Raw genomic sequence first — 22,292 nt, 5'->3', positions numbered from 1 at the left:
GAACAAAAAAGACGCTGAAATTTTTCAGTGTTTTTTAATACTAATCAGTTGACACGGTGTCACTATAAAAGTAATATATTCAAAAATGACACAATGTCACCATAAAAAAGGAGTAGTTACAAATGCCTACACAAACTTTTTTAAATTTAAATGAAGACAAGCAAAACCAAATTTTCAATGCATTGATTAACGAGTTTTCAAATCATCGTTTAATGGATGCACAAGTAGCGAGAATTATTAAAGATTGTTCAATCGCGCGCGGTTCTTTCTACAAGTACTTCGATGATATTAACGATAGTTATCAATACGCTTTAAAGAGGGTTTTAAGAGAGATTCATTTTGATGTATTCGAACAGTTGAAGGCAGAACAAACTGATTCACTTCATGCTTTTTATGTGGCAACTGAGTCTTTTATCAATGAATTGGAAAATTCTGATTACGAACAGTTTTATCGTCAATACGTCCTATTTAACCAATACGAATTAAAACATGTCGAATATGATTATAATAATCTACCAGATGACAAACTAATTTTGCTGGTTAACGGTCAAAAGATTGCGGATAGAAAAACAATCGTGTTGACCTACAAATGGGCGAGTCGAGCAGCTCATCAAACCATTCGAACTGTATTGAGCGGCGGCGACGATAAACAAGTGCTATCAGATTTCTCTGATTTGTTAAAACTAATTAATAAGGGTTTAGTTAACTAGGAGGGACAACCGTGTTTTTATCACTTCGCGAAATTAAGAAGAGCAAATTTAGATACAGTCTAATTTGTTTAGTTATCGTGATGATTGCATACTTGATTTTCATTTTAACTGCATTAGCTAACGGTCTAAGCGAAGCTAATCGTCAAGCAATCGATTCATGGAATGCTGAAAAAATCGTTTTAAATTCTGATGCCAATGGTTCATTGGATCAATCTACCATTACTGCACAACAAGCTAAAAAGGCTAGTAATGACAAACGCGCTGACATCACTCAAATGAGTGCTAACGTGCAAACCGTTTCTGATGGAAATAAGGTGGACTCACAAGTGATTGGTTTGAATAAGAATCAATTCATCTACCGCGACTTAAAAATTGTCAGTGGCCACAAGTTGACCAAAGACAACGAAGTCGTAGTCGACCAAAGCCTATTGGAAACAGACGGCTATCACCTGGGAGAAAAGGTGAAGTTCAGCAGAAACGGTCATGTTTTTAAGATTGTCGGAACCGTAAAGAACAACCAATTAAACGTGGCACCGGTGATTTACGCTACCAACGATGCCGTGCAAACTGAAAAGTTTGGTACTGACGTGAACCATACAATTAGTGCCATGATTTATAGAAGCGATGTCAAGAAGGCGGTCGCAGGAACTCAAATCATGAACATTGAAGACTTCATCCAAGACATTCCTGGATACAGTGCGCAAAACAGCACCTTTGAATTCATGATTGCGTTTCTACTATTAATTACCTTAGTGGTAATCTCAATCTTCTTATACGTCTTAACCATGCAAAAGATTCCATACTTTGCCGTGTTAAAGGTACAAGGGGTATCAAACGGATATCTAGCCATGAACGTGGTTTCAAACGCTTTGATCCTAGCAATTGCCGGAGTGGCAATCAGTGGATTATTAACTTTCTTAACTGCCATTTCAATGCCGGCAGCAGTTCCAATGACCTTCGATATGACATTGATGGGTGCGGTTGCTGTGATGGTAATTGCGATGTCAATTATTGGTGGATTAATTCCAATGAGCACCGTCGCAAAGATTGATCCGGCCAAAGCAATGGGAGGTTCATAATGGGAAAAATTGAATTAACTAACGTCAACAAAGTCTTCGGCGACAAGATGGCCGCCACTACTGCTCTTGAAGATATCAATTTCTCCGCCAATTCAGGTGAAGTGATTGCCATTACAGGGCCTTCTGGTTCAGGAAAGAGTACTTTCATGAAGATTTTGGGTGGTATTCTTTCAGCCACATCTGGAGATATTAATATCGATGGTAGTGACTACGGTAATATGAGTAAAAAAGAACAAAGTAAGTTTAGATTGGAACATATCGGTTTCATTCTTCAGGCCTACAATCTATTGCCTTACCTAAAGGTATCTGATCAATTCAGACTAGCCGATAAGGTCAAGAAGAGTGCAAACATTGATCCAGAAACATTCTCAAAGTGGGCGCAAGCGCTAAAAATCGATGATTTAATGAATAACTATCCTGATGAATTATCCGGTGGACAACAACAACGTGTCGCGATTTTGCGAGCACTATACACCAATCCAGATATTATCTTAGCGGACGAACCAACCGCTGCCTTGGATGGAAACATGGCAGTTAAGTCGATGCAAATGCTACAAGACTTAGCACACCGTGAAAACAAGACGGTCATCATCATTACCCATGATGCTAGATTGTTGAAGTATGTTGATAAGAACTATCGCATCGTCGACGGTAAGGGTCAATTTATTGATGTAAATAATGCAGAATTAGTATAGAAAAAAGCAGCTAAGAAATATTTCTTAGCTGCTTTTTTGATTATTTTTGGTGTTTCTTTTCAACGTGGTTGGTGATGTCACTGTAGAAACGTTGTTCTAGTTTGGAAGAACCAGAACTCTTGAATGCTTGCCAACTACCGACTAAGTCGATACTAAACAAGCTAATCTTGTCTTCGATTAAGAATTCTTTTTCAAGGGTTTGCTTTAAGTCTTTTACAATTTCCTTGGTACGATCTAGAACTTCGAATTCCTTTTCGTTAATGAATGATGATTCGAATTCCTTTTGGTACTTGTTCAAGAAGTTACTCATCACTTCTTGTAATTCTTCGTCATATTTGGGAATGAATTTGCGTTTACCATCTTCAAACTTGTGGTAACCGTCATCCACTAGAAATGATAATTTAAACCATTCAGTGTATCCATCTCTGGAATCCTTGTAACTTAAGTCAGGATCGTTAAATTCGTTAAACATTTCATTTACTAGTGCAATTGCCATAATGGTTCAAACTCCTTCGTCCAAATATATTTTCTAACTATATTATATACTAATATTTTCTGTTTTTTACTTCAAATTATTTAGTTTTTTGGATTGCTTGAATTTCTTTGTATTGGTTTTGCATCCATGAAATGTAATTAGGTTCATTACTTGGCTTAGTTTCAGTTACGTAGACGATTGGTAGGTTGTTTTCCTTAGCTAGTTTTACTAAGTTGTTAACGGTCTTGCTGTTAACTTGCTTGTTAACAACGAAGAATGAAAGCTTGTGGTTCTTGATATCTTCTTGAAGTGAACGAATTGATTTTGGACTTGGATCGTTGTCCTTTTCAGTTGCTTCTTCAAATGAAGTGTCTGATACCTTGTAACCCATGTTTGCTAGTGAGTAATCGAAAACGGGTTCTGAAACTGCGACTGGTTTGCTCATCTTGTTCTTCTTGATGTCATCAAGTTGAGTGTTTAGGACTTTTAGTTTTGCGATGTATGCCTTAGCATTAGATTCGAATTGTTTCTTGTGTTTTGGTTGTAGCTTAGCGAACTTGTCAGCTAGGGTGTTGGCTAGTTTTTCCATTGTGGCAACGTTATACCAGATGTGTGGATTATCACCAGTCTTTTTACCCATTAGACTACCAACGTTGATTGAATCAACATCGTTGTTGCTGCTGGCTAGTTTTTGTGCCCATGAATCATAACCTAGACCGTTGTAAATCACTAGATTAGCCTTATAAACGTTCTTGGCATCTGAACTAGAAGGGTTGAAATCATGAGGATCGATGTTTGGGTTGTTGATGATGGATGTTACCTTACCGTATTTACCTAATACATTCTTAGCTACTTCACCGTAGAAGTTCACTGAAGAAGTAACGTTGATGCTTTTCTTGGGGTCGTTTGCCTTGGTAGAAGAACAGCCAGCAAGAACAACTAAGAACATGCTGATAAAAGCAATTAGACCGACTACTTTAAATTTTTTCATTGTTTGCCTCCAAATAAAAATATACCGAATTCTGTTATATAACAAATATAGTTATATATCTAAATTCGGCATATGTCAAGAATGATGTTTCTTAATCATTAATATGGGTTTTTAAAGTTCCTAATAGTTGAGAAACGTGGTTATCACTTAATTGATAGATTCTTTCCTGGCCATCCTTTTCGCTGTAGACTAGGTTAGCATCCGCTAATATCTTCAAATGGCGAGAGATGTTTGGTTGGGAAGTTTCAAAGTAATTCATTAAGTTGGACACATTACTTTGATTGTTGGCTTCTAGGTAATACAAAATCTTAATTCGAAGTGAATTATCTAAAGCTTTGGTAATCATATGTAGTTTTTTGTCGTTTATGATCATAATTTCCTCCGCGAGTTGTGATATTTAGATTATAACGTTAAATGGCATAAAAACAAAACGACATCGCGCAATTATTGCTTTTTTAGTCGATTAATTTTGGCCCCGATTTTTTCCTTCCGATCATCGGATACGCGATACATGACCTGAGCATATCCTACGATGATGATAAGTAGTGATAAAAAGATGAAGACTGGAATTGATAGGTGCCATCTAAAAGCGTCAAATAGTGTTTTAATCGAAACAATTGAGTCTAGCATGCAGGCAAATGAGATGTAGGCCCATGCAGTCGATTGGTTGGAAACGTTGTAAAAAGCCCTGAATTTTTTGATATCTGTATCGGATTTAGCGTTTAACAAAATCTTTTTTAAACGATTACGTTCCAGCATGATTTTTAGCGGTGGAATCATCCATAGTCCGGCTCTCATTGGATGGTATTTTTTGGCAGAGTGTTCTGCTTTATGTAGTTCGTTGATTTGACCGGACATGTCTAAAACGCCTTGAAATAGGCAAAAGACAAACATTATGTAACTTGCTGAAAAACTGATAATTGCGTAAATCATGGCACACCTCTTATCTTTGGATAAGTTTATTGTAACATTTAAATAAACTTTGGTTGCAAAATAAAAAAATAGCATTATTATTGATTAGGGAAAAGAAAAATGAGGGGGGCTTTCAAATGAAAACTATAATTTATGGTCATCGTGGTGTACCAGATTTATATCCAGAAAATTCGCTTCAAGGATTTCGTTATGCACTGCATAACCATATTGAAGGGTTAGAATTTGATGTTCATTTAACCAAGGACAACGTCCCCGTCGTGATTCATGATGAACGAATTGATCGCACAACTGATGGTAGAGGATATGTAAAGGATTATACATATGAAGAATTATCACGTTTTTCATTGTCTAATTACGAACCAATTCCAAAGCTACAGGAGGTCTTAGAATTAGTCGAGGGCAGGGATGTCTACGTTAATTTAGAATTCAAGACCAATAAGATTCACTATAAAAACATTGAAGAAATCGTTATTAAAATGGTGGATGAATACGAATTACTTCACCCAATCATTTACTCTTCTTTTAACATGTCCTCGATTAAGATTGCCCAAACCATTACCCATGATGCTCAGTTTGCATTCTTGACTGGTAATCGTATCGACAATCCCAAGGAATTCATGGCTGCTAATCACTTAGATGCATTGCACCTTCGTTTTTACCAACCAGATATTGAAGACGTGGAACGCATCTGGACAGTTAACGGCAATCTTCGATTACGCTTCATTATGAAACGTAATGTCGCTGGTGTGTTCACCAATAATTTTGAACGAGCGATTAAGATTAGAAACGAAGTCGAAAGAAAAAAAGGTAACAAAAAAGACAAATAAGTGTTAGAATACTTTTATTCTACTCATGGAGGCTATATTATGGCACTTACAACTGCTGAAATGTATTTTTTAATTACTAGTAAGTCCAAAGATAGCCGCGTAATGCTAAAAAATGTTCGTCTACGTGCTTATTTAGTAGACAGCTGTTTGTTAGACTTAGCGGCTGCAGGTGTAATTAAATTAGGTGAAGATAACCGAATCGAGATAATCGACAATTTACCACACAAGTTATACTTCTTGAACTCTTTTATGGATTTAATCATCCGTAACAAGAACGAAGACGTGGATACAATCATGGCAAAACTTTTGCAAAACATTGATGTAATGAAACACACTTACATGGCGTTAGGCGAACAGTTCTATGAAGGTGGCCATGTCTTGGAAAAGAAGAAGGGACTAGTGCACAAGGTGAGAACCTTTGTACCAAAGAACCAAACTAACCAAGAAATCATCGATGCCATTTATGATCAAATGATGGGTTCAGCTCCAATGACAGTTAACGTATACTGCTTAGCCAAGATGCTAACAGTTAGCCGTCAACTAAAGCTATGCTTTAAGAGTCGTGAACGTCGCGTGATTTGCACAAGACTAAAGAGACTATCTGAACATCCTGAATACAATCATATTCAAGAATTAATCGATACTTTTGGTGAACATATGAGAAACGTTGCTGCTTTGGTAGCCAAAGAACAACCAGCCTCATACATGACTAAAACAAAGACAAGCACAATATAAAAAAAGACTCAGCTATCGCTGAGTCTTTTTTATTATCCTTTGAAGTCTAAAATGAATTCTTTATCGTTAGTTTGTTTGATTTTGATGTTCCAAAGCGGTGTAAACATGATGCCATCATCGTATTCAACTACTAGTTGGGCATCATCATAGGCCTTGCCACCATCGTTTTCAGCCAAATATTTTACAAATAAGATAGCGTCTCTTTTTTGATCAAAAAAGGGTAGCATATGGTCTTGATAGAAAATGGTGTAATCATGAAAAGCTATTTGAGGCATTGCAGTCTCCTATTTTAAAAGTCAGATTTTAGTTCATAGTGGGTAGAATCAATCTCTTCGATTGAAACGTAGTCGCCACCATTGGGATGAAACGTTAGATGGTCGTTATCGACATCAACAACTAGCAATAAGTCGCTTCCAGCATTGAATGCCAGTCTTTCGTTATTTTCGTCGAAATAGTCGTCGATTTGATCGTCGTCGTATCTCAAATGATACTGTCTGATTTGAACTTCTCTCATTTAAATCTCCTTGCCCTATACGGGTTGGTATTCGTTGGCGATGATACGGTAGGTCTTATCATCGGCTTTTTTAATGGTAACGCCAGATTGTGGTAGCAATACAAGGCGTTCATTTTTGAACCTAATCTTGATTCTGACTCCACCATCTAAAGTAAAAAAGGTTAACCCTTCTTCGTTGTTGGTGTAAGTAGAATGGTCAGGATTAAACATGAAAGTGTAATCCATAAATTGCAATTTATCCATTGTAATTTCCTTTCTGTTTATTAGACATGATGTTAACATTTTGTGTCTAATTACTCAACAGCGACTAGGTTAACCTTGTTTGTGCCATCAATTGCACTGATATCTGCGATTAATTCATCTATTGTTCCATCCATTTGACTCAAGTCCAGTGAAATCACGACACTGGCTGAATCGTTGATGGGGATGTTTTGGTTGATTGTTAAGATGTTGGCATCGCGGTTTGAAATTGAATTCAAAACTTTGGATAAGATACCACTTTTATGACTTAGTAAAAATGAAATAACGGCTTTTCGTTGCCATGATGATTGTTGGGCTTCATAAACGTAGTCCTTGTACTTATAGTAGCTAGCACGACTGATGCCGACCTTTTTCACGGCTTCACTTACGTTTCTAACTTCCCCGTTATCAATCATTTTTCTTGCTTCAATGACCTTCCCGAATGCTTCTGGTAGAAGCGAGTCATCGACAATATAATACTTACTGATTGTTCTCACCACCGTTAGTTCATAATTTCAACATTTTTGATGCTGAATTTTTCGAATCGTTTTTGCAACGCTTCTATTATTTTATCACGTCTATCAGCTGAATTACTAATGATTATTAGCGTTGATCCACTTCCACTGATATATACGACAGAATCGTTTTCTTTGACGATTTTTCTGACCTCATCAAAGCCGTTGATTAGTTTTTGACGGTAGGGTTCATGCAAACGGTCGTCGATGGCATCGTTTAGTTGTTTGATGTCACCAGTTGATAGAGCGTTTAACATCGCTAAACAATGTGATAGTTGATGGGCTACCGTTGATGTTTTAACTTCCTTTGGAACAATCTTTCTGGCTTCGTTGGTTGATACCTTGAAGTCGGGAATAACGGCAGTGAAGTAGTAAGAATCATCTACCGGGTACTTGATGACGTCGTAGTGACCATTGCTATCTTCAAAGGCCATACATAATCCGCCATAGATGGCGGGGGCGACGTTGTCGGGATGACCTTCCATTTTAGTAGCGATTTGAAGGATAACATCCTTATCGACTTCTTCTTTGAAGTATTCAAACGCACCGATGATTCCAGCGACGACACAAGCAGATGAACTACCGAGACCGCGGGATTCAGGAATTTCACTTTGAATATCGATTGAGATGGTAGGAACTGCTCGGTTTAAATGTTTACATCCTTGGATGAAACCTTGATAGACCAGATTATCTTTGTTTTGGAAGGCCTCGTCACAACCCGTAATGTTAAATTTATCAGCTTCGTCAATTTTGACCGCTGTAAACAGATTAACGGCCATACCAAGACAGTCGTAACCCATCGCAATGTTGGCGCTAGTTGCGGGCACTATTACTTTTATCATTTTTAAACACATCCTTTATTGTGTCGACTACCAAGTCTTCCATTTCGTTAGGGTTGATTTTGGCAGGGACAACAGCTTCATCATGCCAGATTTGTCTTAGTTGTTCGGGCATTTCGATACCAGTCTTTTCAACTAATAGGTCACTAGTTTCGATTGGACTTTGACGGTGTTCACCAATGATGGCATCAGCGACCGCATCGACAAATTTGTATGGACTAGCGGTACTTAGCATTACGACAGGAGTATTTGGATACTTAGCTTGTGTTTCACGTGTAACACGGTATCCGGAAGCAGTATGTGGATCCATTAGGTAATGATATTTTTCAAAGACTTCCTTGATGGATGCTTTGATTTCATCGTCATCGCTGTATCCACAAATGAAATCTTCTTTAATTGATTCTAAAATTTCAGGAAGCACTTCGTATTTACCGTCTCGTTCCAAATCATCCATTAGTGATTTGACATAGTCGACGTTTTCGCCGCTCTTGTAGTACAAAAGACGTTCGAAGTTACTAGAAATTTGGATATCCATACTTGGTGCAATGGTCTTGAAGAATGGACGATTTCTGTCATAGACACCATTTTCGAAGAAGTCGGCAAGAACTTTGTTGGAGTTACATGCAATTACTAGCTTCTTTACAGGTAGACCTAATAATTTGGCGTAGTAACCGGCTAAAACGTCACCGAAGTTTCCGGTAGGGACAGTGAAGATGATTTCGTCACCGACGTTAATTTTGCCGTTTTTAACCATTTGTTTGTAAGCGTCAAAGTAGTAAACGATTTGTGGAACTAAACGACCGATGTTAATTGAGTTGGCACTAGATAGTGAGTTGTCGTCACCTAGTTTTTCCTTTAGCGATTGGTTGTTAAAGATTTTTTTGACGTTAGTTTGCGCGTCATCGAAATTACCATTGATAGCAGCAACTTTAGTGTTGTAACCCTTAGTAGTTAGCATTTGTTGTTGTTGGACCATGCTGACTCCGTTTTGAGGGTAGAAGACCATTGCTCCCATCTTGTCGACATCTTTGAAACCAGCAAGGGCAGCAGTACCGGTGTCACCACTGGTAGCGGCTAATACCATCACGTGCTTGTTTTCAGGGAGACATTGTTGCATTAGCTTTGGTAATAATTGAAGACCGACGTCTTTGAATGCACAGGTAGGGCCATGGAATAATTCTAGAACTGAGAAATTATCGACATCTTTGATGGGTGTAACTTCGTAATCGTCAAAGCCATCATCGTATGCTTCATGGATGCTGTTAGCGATTTGGAAATCTGAAAAATCAGGTAGCAATGTTTTAACAACATCGAAAGCAATTTCTTGGTAACTTTGGTCGATAACTTTATCGATATTAATATTATGATCGGCTAACTCTGGTAAAACGAATAATCCGCCGTCGTCTGAAAATCCTTTGATAATCGCATCAAACGAACTAATTTCGACGCTTTTATCTCTTGTGCTAGTATATTTTTCCATAATTTATATCCTCCTGTGTGGTTGAAAAAGATTTGATTACATGATAATCTGTTTATTAATAAAAAACAAGTGTTTATTATACACATACAAAAAGAAAAGATGTGATCGGATTGGATATCGCAATTTTAGGACTTGGAACAGTCGGTGGTGGGGTCAAAGAAATCATTGATGAAAGTCAACGCTTAAAGGAAAAGTTAAACGTAGCAGCCATCTGGGTTAGAAAAGAAAAGGTGGACGCAACACAAAATAAGACCAATGATTATCAATCAATTTTGGATAATGATGACATTAAGGTGATTGTCGAAACTCTGGGTGGCATTCATCCAGCTTATGAGATGATTATGGATGCTTTTAAAGCGGGCAAAAATGTGGTTACTGCCAACAAGGCGGTTGTGGCCAAATATATGGAAGAATTTATCAATGAAGCCAAACAAAATCATGTGTCATTTCGTTTTGAACCCAGCGTTGCCGGTGGAATCCCATGGATTCAAAACCTTAAACGTGTTCTTAGAATTGATGATGTTCAATCAATCGGGGGAATCTTAAACGGGACCAGTAACTTCATTATCGATGCGATTGTGAATCAACACGTCAGTTTTAAGGAGGCACTGAAACAGGCGCAAGACATGGGCTACGCTGAAGCTGATCCGACAGCCGACATCGATGGTTATGATGTTGAAAATAAGTTATGCATTTCGACTGATTTAGCGTTTAATACACTTGTTAAACCGGGGGATGCGATTAAGAAGGTCGGTATCAGAAACTTATTAAAGGAAGATGTCGATTTCTTCTTGGGTCGTAACATGAATATCAAATTAATTGGACAGGCTAGATTGTACAATCAAGACAAATTAGCAATTTCAATTGAACCAACATTATTCCCGGTTGATAACACCATTGCGACCGTCAACGGTAACTTAAACTACGTCCAACTAACTGGAGATACCATCGGACCACTTGGTTTTCTAGGTCAGGGGGCCGGAAGAAAGCCAACTGCCAACGCCTTGTTACAAGATGTCGTCGATATTTTAGAAAATAATCCGTACTACGACATTGATGGTAGTCATCATTTAGCAATTGATAACCATAACTTTGCGGCGGAATACATCCTAAGAACTGACATTGATCTTAGTGACTTACAAGATGTTAGTAACCTAGAAGGTAAGTATTGGCACCTATCTAACCAAACAATCGAATCCGCTCACATGCTATACCAAGAAATTCTTCAAAAAAATAATAAAGCAATCATGTTTAGACAATAAAAAAAGCAGCTTAGCGATTAGCTAGGCTGCTTTTTATTTTAGTACCAGTGGTGTCTTTGCCAGAATTTCTTGGCGTTAATCCATGAACCGTAACGACTAGCAACATATCTGTTGGCAGTTAATTCTTGGTTCTTCTTTGATTTGTCACCGTGTAGGTAGCTGATATCTAATTGGAACTTACCGTAACAAACACCGTTTCTTGCGTAGTATCTGTTAGTTGATTCGTGGAATGAAATCCAACGTCTTGCGGCAATGTTCTTCTTGCTTAGGTTCTTTTCAGCAACATGTTGCCAGTTAACTGAAGCATCAGCGTGAACGTCGTTTTTAGCGAAGTTGATTGCAAATAAAATTAATAGTGATGTAAATGCGATTACTGTGAATTTGATAAAAGATTTTGTAACGTTATTCAAGAAACATAACTCCTTTATATAAACCTTAAAAATTTTTTCTTCGATTTCTTATGATGTTTAATACTATATCGGAGTTATATATCAGTAACGTTATTACATGGTTACAGTTATATTATTAATTGTTACAAAATGAAACAAAACTACTAAAAACACCGCTATGACAATAATCATAGCGGTGTTATTTTTATCAATTATTCAGTAATTTCATCCATATTTAGGCCTAAAGCATCAGCAACTCGCTTACCATAGTCATGATCTGCACGGTAGAATAACTTAGTTTGACGTACTTTTGTGTCATGGCTCTTAACGCTACCTAAGTGCTTCTTGATAGCTTGGATTAAGCGGTCCTTTTCATCGTCTGAGTAGACGTGGTATAAGGCACCTGCTTGTGAGTATGGGTCTTCGTCATAGGTCTTGTAGCTGTTGGCTTCGCCTTCAACTGCAAATGGCTTAATCTTTGCATGAGGATCTTCGCGTGGAGAATCTTCATATTGGTTTGGTTCGTAGTTAACGTCACCATTTTGACCTTGTGACATGTAACCGTCACGAGCATAGTTGTGAACTTCAGTCTTTGGACTATTAACAGGAAGGTGTTCGTAGTTGGCACCTAAACGGTATCTAGCGGCATCCTTGTATGCGAACAAACGACCTTGTAATAGTTTATCCATTGAAGGTTCGATTCCTGGAACTAGGTTTGCAGGAGAGAATGATGCTTCTTCAACATCATTGAAGTAGTTTTCAGGATTTTCGTTTAATACGAATTCACCGATTTCTTGTAGTGGGTAGTCCTTGTGAGAAACGGTCTTGGTAACATCAAAGATGTCGTACTTGTAGTTTAATCCTTCTTCGTAAGGAATTAATTGAACGCATACCTTCCACTTTGGATAGTCACCATTCTTAATGCGATCGTATAAATCTTGAATTAAGTAGTCGGTGTTTTCAGAAGCAACCTTGGATGCTTGGTCTTCGGTCATGTTCTTAACACCTTGTTCTGAGATGAAGTGGTACTTAACCCAGTATGCTTCACCCTTGGCATTAACCCACTTGAATGTGTGTGAACCATAACCGTTCATATTAGCGTAACTAGCTGGGTTACCACGGTCACCCATTAAATAGGTAACTTGGTGAAGTGATTCAGGTGAGTGTGACCAGAAGTCCCATTGCATATCTTCTGAACGAAGATGAGTAGCAGGGTCACGTTTTTGTGAGTGAATGAAGTCTGGGAACTTCAAAGGATCGTTAACAAAGAAGATAGGTGTGTTGTTACCAACAATGTCATAGTTTCCTTCATTAGTGTAGAACTTCATTGCGAAACCACGCACATCTCTGATGGTATCAGGGTAACCTAATTCACCAGCAACTTCTGAGAAACGAATAGTAAGTGGTGTTTGCTTACCCTTACCATTGAATAAGTCGGCTTTGGTGTAGTCGCTCATATCGCGGGTAAGAGTAAAGACACCCTTAGCACCGGCACCCTTAGCGTGAACAACTCTTTCTGGGATACGTTCACGGTTAAAGTGAGCTAATTTTTCAATTAATTGGTAGTCTTGTAATAAAACAGGGCCACGATTTCCAGCAGTTAATGAATGATTATTATCTGCCCATGGTTGACCTTCGTCAGTAGTTAGTTTGGTCATGAATAATTCCCCCTTTACGTTTATACACCAACATTGTAATGCTAAATAAAAACTTATGATAATATATGCTCACGATTTTAACAATTTTTTAAAAATTTTATCGTTCATGGTGGGGGAAAATGGGTTATAATAAGATTGATTATTAGTTTATAATCATTATAAATAACGAAAGAAGGTACTACCATGCCATTCGATCCTACTGACGCACAAGATGTATATAAAGATGCGGGAAAAAATGTACTATTTACAACCCTAACTATTAATAGAAGTAACGCTGACGATGACCGTGAGAAAGTCGCAGAGTTAGTATCTAGAGAACAAGCAATTTTACGCTCAATGAATATCAGATATCCAGAAGAACATTTAAAGGTCGCTTTTGGTTTTTCAAACTCAATTTGGGACTACTTATTCGCTGATGCTAAGAAACCACAAGAATTAGAAGATTTTAAACCAGTGAAGGGACCTAAATACACTTCACCAGCAACCCCGGCCGATTTATTTATCCACATTCGTGCTGATTCAGAAGCTGTTGTGTACGAAGTAGCCAGTCAAATCAGAAACTACTACCGCGACTTTGCTACGGTGGAAGATGAAACTAAGGGATTCAGATATTTTGAAGGACGTGCCATTATCGGTTTCGTTGATGGTACCGAAAACCCTGAAATTCAAAAGGCTTCAGGATACGCCATCATTGGGGATGAAGACCCCGATTTTGAAAATGGTTCATACGCATTCGCACAAAAATACATCCATAATATGGATGCTTGGAATGCACTAAAGACCGAAGACCAAGAAAAGGCAATCGGTAGAAAGAAATACTCCGACTTGGAACTAGAGGATGACGAAAAACTAAAAAACTCACATAACGTCGCATCTCAAGATAACGACGATGGTGTGGAACACAAGATTGTCAGAATGAATGTCCCATTCTCAGATCCTAGTTCAGGCAAGACCGGAACATACTTCATTGGATATGCTAGACATTGGACAGTTACTAAACGCATGCTTGAAAACATGTTTGGCCAATCCGACCGCTTGCTAGATTTCTCTGATCCAGTGACCGGTAACATGTTCTTTATCCCTTCTATGACAACGTTAGATCAAATCGTGGAAGGCGAACTACCAACTAAATAACTACCATCTATTTATGAGAGCGTTGATTAAATTCAACGCTTTTTTTATATAAAATTTTACGAACGATTACTTAATTTTGTATAATAATCTTTGTGAAATTTTAATCCAAAACTTTTCACAAAGAAAAAAACATACATTCGGTGTATAACTAGAAAAAAGAAAATTTTTTAGATCTATATATATGCCCGAAAAATCAACAATTATCGCTATTTTTTAGTTTTCCACCTCATGTGGATAACTCTGTGGGTAACATTGTGGAAAAGAAAGTTACACGGAAAATGCACTATTGTGAAACGGCTGTGTGACAGTATTTCTTGAGTGTTACACGGGTCAAAATGACATATACACAGATGTGGATAACTCGTGAAAAACCTTGACAATCTGTGGACAATATTAGTAGTAGTTAACAACATTTCCACATACTAAATATAGTGGTTCAAAATTTCAAAAAGGAGATTTCACAAATGAATATTAAGCTAGTTGTGGTCGGAAAATTAAAAGAAAAATATTTTAAGGCCGGAATTGATGAGTATAGCAAGCGTTTATCACGTTTTTGTAAGTTTCGGATTATCGAAGTTCCAGATGAGAAAGCGCCTGAATCCCTTAGTGAATCAGAGATTCAAGACGTTATGGATAAGGAAGGAACTAGAATCTTAGACAAAATTGCCGACAAGGAATATGTATATGCATTAGCCATTCTTGGTAAAGAACGTGCATCCGAAGAATTCGCCAAAGAAATCGATAAGTTGGCCACATATGGTCATTCAGACATCACTTTTGTGATTGGTGGATCACTTGGTCTAGCGCCAAAGGTATTGAAACGTGCTGACACCCAAATTTCATTTGGTCGTTTTACCTTGCCACATCAATTGATGCGTTTGGTACTGACTGAACAAATTTATCGTGCTTTCATGATCAATGAAGGTAGTCCATATCATAAATAAGATAAGAGAGGAATAATTATTTGATTAACGGAATAAACAAAATTGAACAATCAATTAAAGAAATGGAAGGAGGACAGTTCCAAAAATTTTGTGATAGATATTTATATGAAAAAAATAATTGGAATCTTAAGGAAAATTTTTGCGATCCAGGATCGATGCAAGGAACAAATAAGACAACCGCTGGTACACCTGATAGTTATGTAATGGATGGTAATGGAAAATACATACTTGTGATGTATGGTACGCGTTTAGATGCAATAAAAAAACTAGAGAACGATATTCAAGATGCTAAGGATAAAAGTAAAATAAGTATTAACTGTATAAGCAAGATAATTTGCTGTTATGGTGGGAATAACGTTCCTGCTTATAAACAAGAGGAACTTAAAAGAATTGCGGATCCGTGCGATTTAGAATTAATATCTTCAACATCGATGGCATATGATATATTGCAAAATTACTATCAAATCGCAGTTGATTTTTGTGGATTTGAAGAGGGAACAGATCAAATATTTGGATTACAAGATTTTATTTCAATCCATGATAAAAGTGAACTCAATGCACCTATAAGTAATCCATACATTGAGCATGATGACCAATTAGGGAAAATACAAGAATCCATAGAGTACAATGATATAACAATAATTACAGGTAAACCTGGGGTGGGAAAAACTAAAAGTTCGGTTGAGATAATTAAGTATCTTCAACAAAATATGGAAAATAATTGTATTTTAATAAAAAGTAATTCAACTAACGTTACAAATAATTTAAAACTCTATTTATCAACAAAACGAAATAATTACATATTTATTGATGATATAAATGAGATTGAAGATTTAAAGCATCTGCTTTCATTGCTCCATAGTGAAATGTACAATATTAAGATACTATGTACTATAAGAGATTATATTATTTCTGATTTAAAAAATGATATTAGTCAATATAATTATAAAGTGATTAATTTAGAGGCCCCTAATTCTAATACTCTAAAAAAAATATTGGTTGAAGGATCCTTTTTAAGGTATGAAAATCAAATTTCAGATAATGATTTAAGAAAAATTCAAAACAATCCACGTCACAGTATTATTTGTGCACTGGCAATAAACAAAGGCATTGCTTTGTCTAATAATTTTAAGAATATACTTACTAGCTACTATGAAAGTATCATAAAGGACATAAATAAGAGTAATTCAATTTTAGATACATTATTTTTGATTTCGGTATTTAATAAGCTTGATTTGAAAAGCGAACATTTTATTAAAGCTATTGGTTACATTGGGCAAAAAGAATTAGAATTTAACGATAATTTATCTTATTTAGAAAAAAATGAGTTGTGTGATGTTTATAAAAGAAGAATCGCCAGCGTTTCAGATCAATCTCTTAGGGATTATGTTCTTTATGTTTATTTATTCAAGAAAAACAATCTTTTAGAAACAACTTTTATTGATTTGATTGGAAATGAAACGATAGTTATAGCAATAAATAACGCTTTATCATTTATTTCGGACATTAACGATTTAAATAAATTAGAAATTGATATTTCTAACATATATAAAAAAATTAAAAGTAGACTTGATATCCCTCAAAAGTTGAATTTTATATCTAAGTATGGTTCTTTAATTCCAGATGAAGCATATGATACGATAATAGATATTTTCACCAGTTTAAATGATAAGGATGATGATAATAACTATTATTCTTATTATTTTTTTGAAATAGCAAGAGAGATTTTGAATTCTTCAATCAGAGAAAATTATATAAGAGGAATATTGTTATTAATATTCAAATTAATGAAGTTTAATAATGATTTAATAGAAAATTCTGTTAATTTTATAGTTCAAAATTTGGGGGCAGATTTAAATAAAGAAGATATATTTTTGGACCCGAAAAGATGCATTGAGGAAATCAAAGCGTGTTTTGATAAAGATAATTCTAATTTTATTGAATTTGTTATTCATCTATGTGATAAATTATTAGATAAACATATAACTAATATTACTTTTAATGGGAAAAGAGATATTTGTGTGAGAAATTGGACCTTGCCGAGTGATGAAAGATTTACTAATTTTATTTCTTTAGTATTTAGCTTATTGGTAAAAGTTCCTAATTGCTCAGAAATTGATTCATTCATAGTAAGAAACTTTAGAAAAAACTTAAATGCTAAAGACACTATTAGTGAACAAATCCTTTTGGAATCTTTGAAAATGTGTAATTTAAATAGTGATTATAAAAAATTGATGAGTGTTGATTACTTTTTTGCACATAACGACGGTAGTTGTTCTCCTACCCAAATTAATGAATTTGATGATTTTCAATTAGGTTATGCAATGTTGAGTTATTATTTGAAAGGCAGCATTAAAAATGCTGCTTATGATAAATTAAAAATAGATGTTTTGCCTGGATATCTAATGAAATACGATTCATATAGTAAGATTCTAAAAAACAGTAATTTTATATGTAATATAAATAGATTAATTGCTTTTTTCGATGATAAAGAAAAGAAACTGTTTATATCTGAAATTATGAAAAATGATATTAATAATTATAACTTTTACTTTGTAAATATCTTGGCATGTGAATATGGTATTAAAGATTTTTTGAAAGATTTTTCGGATGAATTATTTAAACATCCTGTCCATTATTATAATGTTATTTGTTCCAATCAAACAATTGAAAATGGTTTTGTTGCCGACATAAAAGATGTAATCCATTGTATGAATGATGAACAAATGAAATTCGTAAGGCTAAATATATTTATTAATCGGGTACAAGAAAATACTCAAATCATTCAAGAAATTATCAGTAGAAGTCTAAAGGTTGACGCGTATGAGATAATATATGACTTAGATGTTGACTTGTTTAAAAACATTTTTAAGAATATTTCTAACAAAAGTGATCTAATTGATATTTGCATAAAATGTATGACAAAGACTTTATGTGGACTTGAATATGGTATTGCTAAATTTCTTATTGATAATGAATATTTTATAAGTTCACTATTAGAAAAGACATATCGCGATGATTTACTTATCAATTATTTTAATGATTATAGTAATCTCCTAATCAATCTATGGGATAGTGAATACTTTAAAGAATATTTATCTAAATTTTTAGATGATGATTCCGATTGTTTTCAAATTCATCGGTCTTTTTGGAGTTCTTTTTTTGGTGCTATAAATGCCAAGAGCAAAGATTGGCTACTCAAAAAATTGAATAGAAGTAATGATATTTGTTGTATTAAAAATATAATGAATTTAGTTAACTATTATTTTAATTATGAGGATTCTATTCCCTTTTTTGAAATAATTAAAGATAAAAAAATTTCGTTGAAAGAAATTTATCCGCTTCATAAAGAATTTGGATGGTCGGGATCACTTATACCTGTATTGGAGACACAAAAGAACTTCATTGATAAACTTCAAGATGTTTTCTATGGAGATCTTGATAATTATATATATTTAAACAAAATTCATAAGAATCTCGAAGATAGAATACATCAAGAAGAAATTAAAGATTATGTTGATAAATAAGATACGCAAAAAGACGCCAGAAATTGGCGTCTTTTTTATTTGAAATAATTACTTGTTTTTTAATCCTATGTAATATATAGTTTACATATGGAATATATATATTACCTAAATTAATATAAAAATCACATGATAATCAGAGGAGCAACATTTTGGAAAATCGTGTTAGAGAAATACGCACAAAAGAAAATGTGCAGCAAAAGGATTTGGCTAAATCTGTTGGTATCTCCCGCCAAACGTTAAGTTTGATTGAAAAGGGAGAATACAATCCGAGCTTGAAACTATGTTTCAACATTGCCAAAGCACTAAAAACAGATTTAAATACTTTATTTTGGAATGAAGGAGTGGAATAGCCGATGAAAGAATCATTGTTTATAAAACTAGTTAAATATTTTTATGGAATTGGCAAACCGTTTGATGAGTTTGCCAGGGATGTCATTAACGATGCTGGAAATAAAATCGCGATGGGGTTAATGGTATATCTTCTTATGTCAGCATATGCGTTGATGGTACTGATAAGATGGTTCAGTCCTATGAATGTAGTAAGTGGTGTAATTATGGCTGATATATTTGTGCATTTGATTGCAAGTGCATATATGAGTAGAATCATTAGAAAAAATAAATTGGATTGCTATGAATTTGATAATGAAGAAGAACGAAAGATTTATGGTAAAAGATTTATTATCAGTAGAATATTCACGACTGTATTGACTTTGTCACTTGCTATGTATCCAATTTCGGTTTGGTTTAGATATTTGGGAATGTCCGAAAGTATTTTTCCATCCTTTATTGGTTGTTTTATTGGTATTTTGGTGGCAATCTATACTCAGTATTGTCGTCAATTTAAAAAATGAGGTGAATGAATATGAAGGAATCTTTATTTACGAAGTTAGTTAAATTTATTTACGGTATTAATGAACCATTTGATGAATTTACCAATAAGGTAATTTCTGAGGCTGCCAACAAGGTGGCATTTGGACTGATTATCTTTCTGTTTGTTTCAATCTTTGTATCACTTGGAATAGGGAACTTTTACGATACTTCCAATATTGCGATTGGTATGATTTTTGCAGATTCAATAGCCGTTTTAATTGCATTAACATATATGAATATTGTTGCGAAAAACCATGGATTAGATGAATATGATTATAGTAACGACAGTGAACGAAAAATAGCTATCAGAAGTTTTATCATTCAAAATTTAATTACATTAGTAGCTATAATGACGGTTCTTATTTGTTTCAACTTAATTTTGGGCGGCCACTTCGACTTTATTCTCTTTGTTATATATCCAATAGCGTTTGTTGTCTCAACGTATTTAGGATACCGACGTAATTTTAAATAATAAAAAAGCTTAGGGCTATCGCTCTAAGCTTTTTTAGTCTTATCCACAATGTAATTAAATAGATTGATCAATTGGCCCACGAATAGAACTGCTAAAACAGTCCCAATTCCAATTGAAGTGACGTAATGTAGGAATATTAAGCCCAAAATGATTGTGATGACAATCATGGATGCGTCAAAACAAAACTTCATTTGGCCAAATGGTTTACTAAATTTATCACTGATGACATTAACAAATCCATCAGCTGGAATTAGGACGAAAGATGCTTTTACCATCATAAAAATCCCTAATGCTGTACATAGAATAGCTAGTAAAGTTACCGGGATTTTTTCATCATATCCCTGTAATGGAATCCGTTTCAATCCAACGGTTAATCCATAAAAATCAACCAGCCAATCAAAAATAAATGCTAGGACCAATTGTAAAACTATTTTTAATTCAAATTTTCTAATGATAATTAATTGGATGACCACCAAAATAATAAAGAACATCGTAGTGGCATGACCTAAAGTAGTATTTAAAATAAATGATAAAGTTTGTGGTACAGATACTAACGAACTAACCCCGAGTTTTCCGCATGCGAATAGTGTTGTACCAAGTGCTAAAATATTTAGTCCAATTATGTACAAGATGATTCTAAACAACATCTTTGCTTTCAATATAAACATCTCCTAGAATTAAACAATAATATCTAATATTTCATGATTTTATCAATGAAGCAAGAGAAATATTCTTTTGTGGTAAAATTAGTACCATAATATGAAACTAGGAGTGCTTATAATGAAAAAAGGACAGCTGAGTTTCTTGCGCAAAAAACTGCTATTGTCGATTGCGACTTGTGCAATGATAGTAGCAGCATTGTTTGGAGTTGGTTTAATTTTATCAATCTCGAATTCAAGAGCGGAAACTTCAGGAATTGTAAAACCAGCGTATAATCCGCAAAACAATTATTCGAAAAATAATGCGTTTTACAAGATTGATGAACAAAACATATCAACTGTAGACGGGTACCTGACATTTAACACGTGGTATCGACCAAAGATGATTCTTAGAAATGGGCAAAAGTGGGAAAACTCAACTTCTAAGGATCGTCGACCAATTCTTATGGCATGGTGGCCAAGTAAACGTCTAGAAACACAATATATCAATTTTATGAACGAATATTTTGATTATGGCGATGATACATATGATATTACCAGTTCACAAAAGGATTTAAACGACGCTACGCAAGTTATTCAAAAAGAAGTCGAGATGAAAATCACCCAAACTAAGAGCACTAAGTGGTTAAAAGCAATTATTCAGGAATTTATTAAAGATCAATCTCAATATAGTTTGGTAAATCGTGACGAAAAGAGTAATAAATTAGTTGATGGTAAGCATCGTAAATTTAATATTAATGATTTAAAACGCTTAAATTCTCTATTCTAAAAAAAGACCCCCGAATTAATTTCAGGGGTCTTTTTGATTAATCGTTATTTATTTTTACGACGTAGAGCAAATGCAGCTAGTCCTAATGCAGTAGCGATTGCAACTGCACCAAGAGAGATTAGCACATTTTGTTCAGTTTTGTCACCAGTTTGTGGTAACTTGTTTTTACTTTCAGCATCATGATGAGAAGCTTTGTTATTGTTACCCGGCACAGCTGGATCTACATGCTTGATGGTAACGGTTCTGTTTGGATTACCAGCGTTATTACCATGATTTGCTGATGATTTGCTGTTTGGAGTAGTGTTAGTAGAACTCTTCTTTGATGTTGGATTACCTGCATTGTTGCTGTGGCTACCGGCAACAGAAGATTGAGCACTAGAACTTTGAGCTACAGAGCTGGAAGCAGAAGATTGAGCGCTGGAGTTTTTGTTTTCAGAGCTAGAAGCAGAAGATTGAGCGCTAGAGCTTTGGTTTTCAGAGCTGGAAGCAGAAGATTGAGCGCTGGAGTTTTTGTTTTCAGAGCTAGAAGCAGAAGATTGAGCGCTGGAGTTTTTGTTTTCAGAGCTAGAAGCAGA

27 protein-coding genes are annotated in these 22,292 nt (G+C 35.2%); 13 read left to right on the top strand and 14 right to left on the bottom strand.

Features of this window, described 5'->3' with window-relative positions; all coding sequences use genetic code 11:
• Window positions 1–122: 122 nt before the first annotated feature.
• The 3 genes from RZ78_RS06845 to RZ78_RS06835 are packed head-to-tail and all read left to right on the top strand — an operon-like array spanning window position 123 to window position 2,484.
• Window positions 123–710, top strand: coding sequence for a TetR/AcrR family transcriptional regulator (locus tag RZ78_RS06845; protein ID WP_054608548.1), 588 nt, complete (start codon window positions 123–125; stop codon window positions 708–710).
• Window positions 711–721: 11 nt separating this feature from the next.
• Window positions 722–1,789 (top strand): ABC transporter permease, encoded by a 1,068-nt coding sequence (locus RZ78_RS06840; protein ID WP_054608547.1) that lies wholly within the window; start codon window positions 722–724, stop codon window positions 1,787–1,789.
• On the top strand, window positions 1,789–2,484 hold the full coding sequence (locus tag RZ78_RS06835) for an ABC transporter ATP-binding protein (protein ID WP_054608546.1): 696 nt from the start codon (window positions 1,789–1,791) through the stop codon (window positions 2,482–2,484). Before RZ78_RS06840 ends, RZ78_RS06835 begins: the two co-directional genes overlap by 1 nt.
• A 40-nt stretch (window positions 2,485–2,524) precedes the next feature.
• Here the strand turns inward: RZ78_RS06835 and RZ78_RS06830 are convergent, their stop codons facing one another.
• The 4 genes from RZ78_RS06830 to RZ78_RS06815 all read right to left on the bottom strand — a co-directional run bounded on the left by RZ78_RS06830 (window position 2,525) and on the right by RZ78_RS06815 (window position 4,883).
• Window positions 2,525–2,980 carry a hypothetical protein gene (locus tag RZ78_RS06830; RefSeq protein WP_034534941.1) on the bottom strand — a complete coding sequence of 152 codons (456 nt, stop codon included), beginning with the start codon at window positions 2,978–2,980 and terminating at the stop codon, window positions 2,525–2,527.
• 76 nt (window positions 2,981–3,056) lie between these two features.
• A complete protein-coding gene (locus tag RZ78_RS06825) occupies window positions 3,057–3,950 on the bottom strand; it encodes a metal ABC transporter solute-binding protein, Zn/Mn family (protein ID WP_081006951.1) in 894 nt (297 codons plus the stop codon).
• 91 nt (window positions 3,951–4,041) lie between these two features.
• Window positions 4,042–4,323 (bottom strand): ArsR/SmtB family transcription factor, encoded by a 282-nt coding sequence (locus tag RZ78_RS06820; protein WP_176589783.1) that lies wholly within the window; start codon window positions 4,321–4,323, stop codon window positions 4,042–4,044.
• 71 nt (window positions 4,324–4,394) lie between these two features.
• On the bottom strand, window positions 4,395–4,883 hold the full coding sequence (locus RZ78_RS06815; RefSeq protein ID WP_054608545.1) for a hypothetical protein: 489 nt from the start codon (window positions 4,881–4,883) through the stop codon (window positions 4,395–4,397).
• A 116-nt stretch (window positions 4,884–4,999) separates the two neighbouring features.
• Between RZ78_RS06815 and RZ78_RS06810 the strand changes: the two genes are divergently transcribed.
• A complete protein-coding gene (locus RZ78_RS06810) occupies window positions 5,000–5,710 on the top strand; it encodes a glycerophosphodiester phosphodiesterase family protein (RefSeq protein WP_054605076.1) in 711 nt (236 codons plus the stop codon).
• A 39-nt stretch (window positions 5,711–5,749) separates the two neighbouring features.
• Window positions 5,750–6,445 (top strand): GPP34 family phosphoprotein, encoded by a 696-nt coding sequence (locus tag RZ78_RS06805; protein WP_041153168.1) that lies wholly within the window; start codon window positions 5,750–5,752, stop codon window positions 6,443–6,445.
• 32 nt (window positions 6,446–6,477) lie between these two features.
• On the opposite strand, the gene RZ78_RS06800 is transcribed toward RZ78_RS06805, so the two are convergent.
• Genes RZ78_RS06800 through thrC form a run of 6 tightly spaced genes read right to left on the bottom strand, consistent with a single transcriptional unit; the run spans window position 6,478 to window position 10,033 of the window.
• Window positions 6,478–6,720 (bottom strand): hypothetical protein, encoded by a 243-nt coding sequence (locus RZ78_RS06800; protein WP_054608544.1) that lies wholly within the window; start codon window positions 6,718–6,720, stop codon window positions 6,478–6,480.
• Between the two features lie 14 nt (window positions 6,721–6,734).
• A complete protein-coding gene (locus RZ78_RS06795; RefSeq protein ID WP_054608543.1) occupies window positions 6,735–6,959 on the bottom strand; it encodes a hypothetical protein in 225 nt (74 codons plus the stop codon).
• Window positions 6,960–6,974: 15 nt separating this feature from the next.
• Window positions 6,975–7,202, bottom strand: a complete 228-nt coding sequence (locus RZ78_RS06790) for a hypothetical protein (RefSeq protein ID WP_054608542.1) — start codon at window positions 7,200–7,202, stop codon at window positions 6,975–6,977.
• Window positions 7,203–7,252: 50 nt separating this feature from the next.
• Window positions 7,253–7,687 carry an ACT domain-containing protein gene (locus tag RZ78_RS06785; protein ID WP_054608561.1) on the bottom strand — a complete coding sequence of 145 codons (435 nt, stop codon included), beginning with the start codon at window positions 7,685–7,687 and terminating at the stop codon, window positions 7,253–7,255.
• A gap of 14 nt (window positions 7,688–7,701) precedes the next feature.
• Window positions 7,702–8,556, bottom strand: a complete 855-nt coding sequence (gene thrB / locus RZ78_RS06780; protein WP_054608541.1) for a homoserine kinase — start codon at window positions 8,554–8,556, stop codon at window positions 7,702–7,704.
• Window positions 8,528–10,033, bottom strand: a complete 1,506-nt coding sequence (thrC, locus tag RZ78_RS06775; RefSeq protein WP_237756992.1) for a threonine synthase — start codon at window positions 10,031–10,033, stop codon at window positions 8,528–8,530. The genes thrB and thrC overlap by 29 nt, the downstream gene beginning before the upstream one ends.
• Before the next feature lie 101 nt (window positions 10,034–10,134).
• On the opposite strand from thrC, the gene RZ78_RS06770 reads away from it, so the two are divergent.
• Complete coding sequence (locus tag RZ78_RS06770) at window positions 10,135–11,295, top strand: homoserine dehydrogenase (protein WP_081006949.1); 1,161 nt, start codon at window positions 10,135–10,137, stop codon at window positions 11,293–11,295.
• A gap of 38 nt (window positions 11,296–11,333) precedes the next feature.
• On the opposite strand, the gene RZ78_RS06765 is transcribed toward RZ78_RS06770, so the two are convergent.
• Window positions 11,334–11,705, bottom strand: coding sequence for a hypothetical protein (locus RZ78_RS06765; RefSeq protein WP_081006948.1), 372 nt, complete (start codon window positions 11,703–11,705; stop codon window positions 11,334–11,336).
• 191 nt (window positions 11,706–11,896) lie between these two features.
• On the bottom strand, window positions 11,897–13,342 hold the full coding sequence (locus RZ78_RS06760; protein WP_054608538.1) for a catalase: 1,446 nt from the start codon (window positions 13,340–13,342) through the stop codon (window positions 11,897–11,899).
• A gap of 183 nt (window positions 13,343–13,525) precedes the next feature.
• Here RZ78_RS06760 and RZ78_RS06755 point away from each other — a divergent pair, with 183 nt between their 5' ends.
• From RZ78_RS06755 to RZ78_RS06730, 6 genes are all read left to right on the top strand, one after another.
• Window positions 13,526–14,476, top strand: a complete 951-nt coding sequence (locus RZ78_RS06755) for a Dyp-type peroxidase (protein ID WP_054608537.1) — start codon at window positions 13,526–13,528, stop codon at window positions 14,474–14,476.
• A gap of 464 nt (window positions 14,477–14,940) precedes the next feature.
• Window positions 14,941–15,420 carry a 23S rRNA (pseudouridine(1915)-N(3))-methyltransferase RlmH gene (gene rlmH / locus RZ78_RS06750; RefSeq protein WP_054608536.1) on the top strand — a complete coding sequence of 160 codons (480 nt, stop codon included), beginning with the start codon at window positions 14,941–14,943 and terminating at the stop codon, window positions 15,418–15,420.
• A gap of 20 nt (window positions 15,421–15,440) precedes the next feature.
• Window positions 15,441–18,947: a hypothetical protein gene (locus RZ78_RS06745; protein WP_054608535.1), complete on the top strand. Its 3,507-nt coding sequence runs from the start codon at window positions 15,441–15,443 to the stop codon at window positions 18,945–18,947.
• Window positions 18,948–19,093: 146 nt separating this feature from the next.
• Window positions 19,094–19,297, top strand: a complete 204-nt coding sequence (locus RZ78_RS06740; protein WP_080719854.1) for a helix-turn-helix transcriptional regulator — start codon at window positions 19,094–19,096, stop codon at window positions 19,295–19,297.
• A gap of 3 nt (window positions 19,298–19,300) precedes the next feature.
• Window positions 19,301–19,798, top strand: a complete 498-nt coding sequence (locus RZ78_RS06735) for a DUF3278 domain-containing protein (protein ID WP_041153157.1) — start codon at window positions 19,301–19,303, stop codon at window positions 19,796–19,798.
• Window positions 19,799–19,809: 11 nt separating this feature from the next.
• Window positions 19,810–20,289 (top strand): DUF3278 domain-containing protein, encoded by a 480-nt coding sequence (locus tag RZ78_RS06730; RefSeq protein ID WP_054608534.1) that lies wholly within the window; start codon window positions 19,810–19,812, stop codon window positions 20,287–20,289.
• A 23-nt stretch (window positions 20,290–20,312) separates the two neighbouring features.
• Here the strand turns inward: RZ78_RS06730 and RZ78_RS06725 are convergent, their stop codons facing one another.
• Complete coding sequence (locus RZ78_RS06725; protein WP_054608533.1) at window positions 20,313–20,948, bottom strand: YczE/YyaS/YitT family protein; 636 nt, start codon at window positions 20,946–20,948, stop codon at window positions 20,313–20,315.
• 121 nt (window positions 20,949–21,069) lie between these two features.
• On the opposite strand from RZ78_RS06725, the gene RZ78_RS06720 reads away from it, so the two are divergent.
• Window positions 21,070–21,717 carry a glycoside hydrolase family 70 protein gene (locus RZ78_RS06720; protein WP_054608532.1) on the top strand — a complete coding sequence of 216 codons (648 nt, stop codon included), beginning with the start codon at window positions 21,070–21,072 and terminating at the stop codon, window positions 21,715–21,717.
• A gap of 44 nt (window positions 21,718–21,761) precedes the next feature.
• Here the strand turns inward: RZ78_RS06720 and RZ78_RS06715 are convergent.
• Window positions 21,762–22,292: LPXTG cell wall anchor domain-containing protein (locus RZ78_RS06715; RefSeq protein ID WP_155451863.1), on the bottom strand; the 531-nt coding region annotated here is incomplete at its 5' end.

The sequence above is a fragment of the Apilactobacillus kunkeei genome (assembly GCF_001308195.1).
GTDB classification, from domain to species: Bacteria; Bacillota; Bacilli; order Lactobacillales; family Lactobacillaceae; genus Apilactobacillus; species Apilactobacillus kunkeei_C.
Note: the sequence above shows the minus strand (reverse complement) of the source record. Positions and strands in the feature narration are given on the sequence as shown.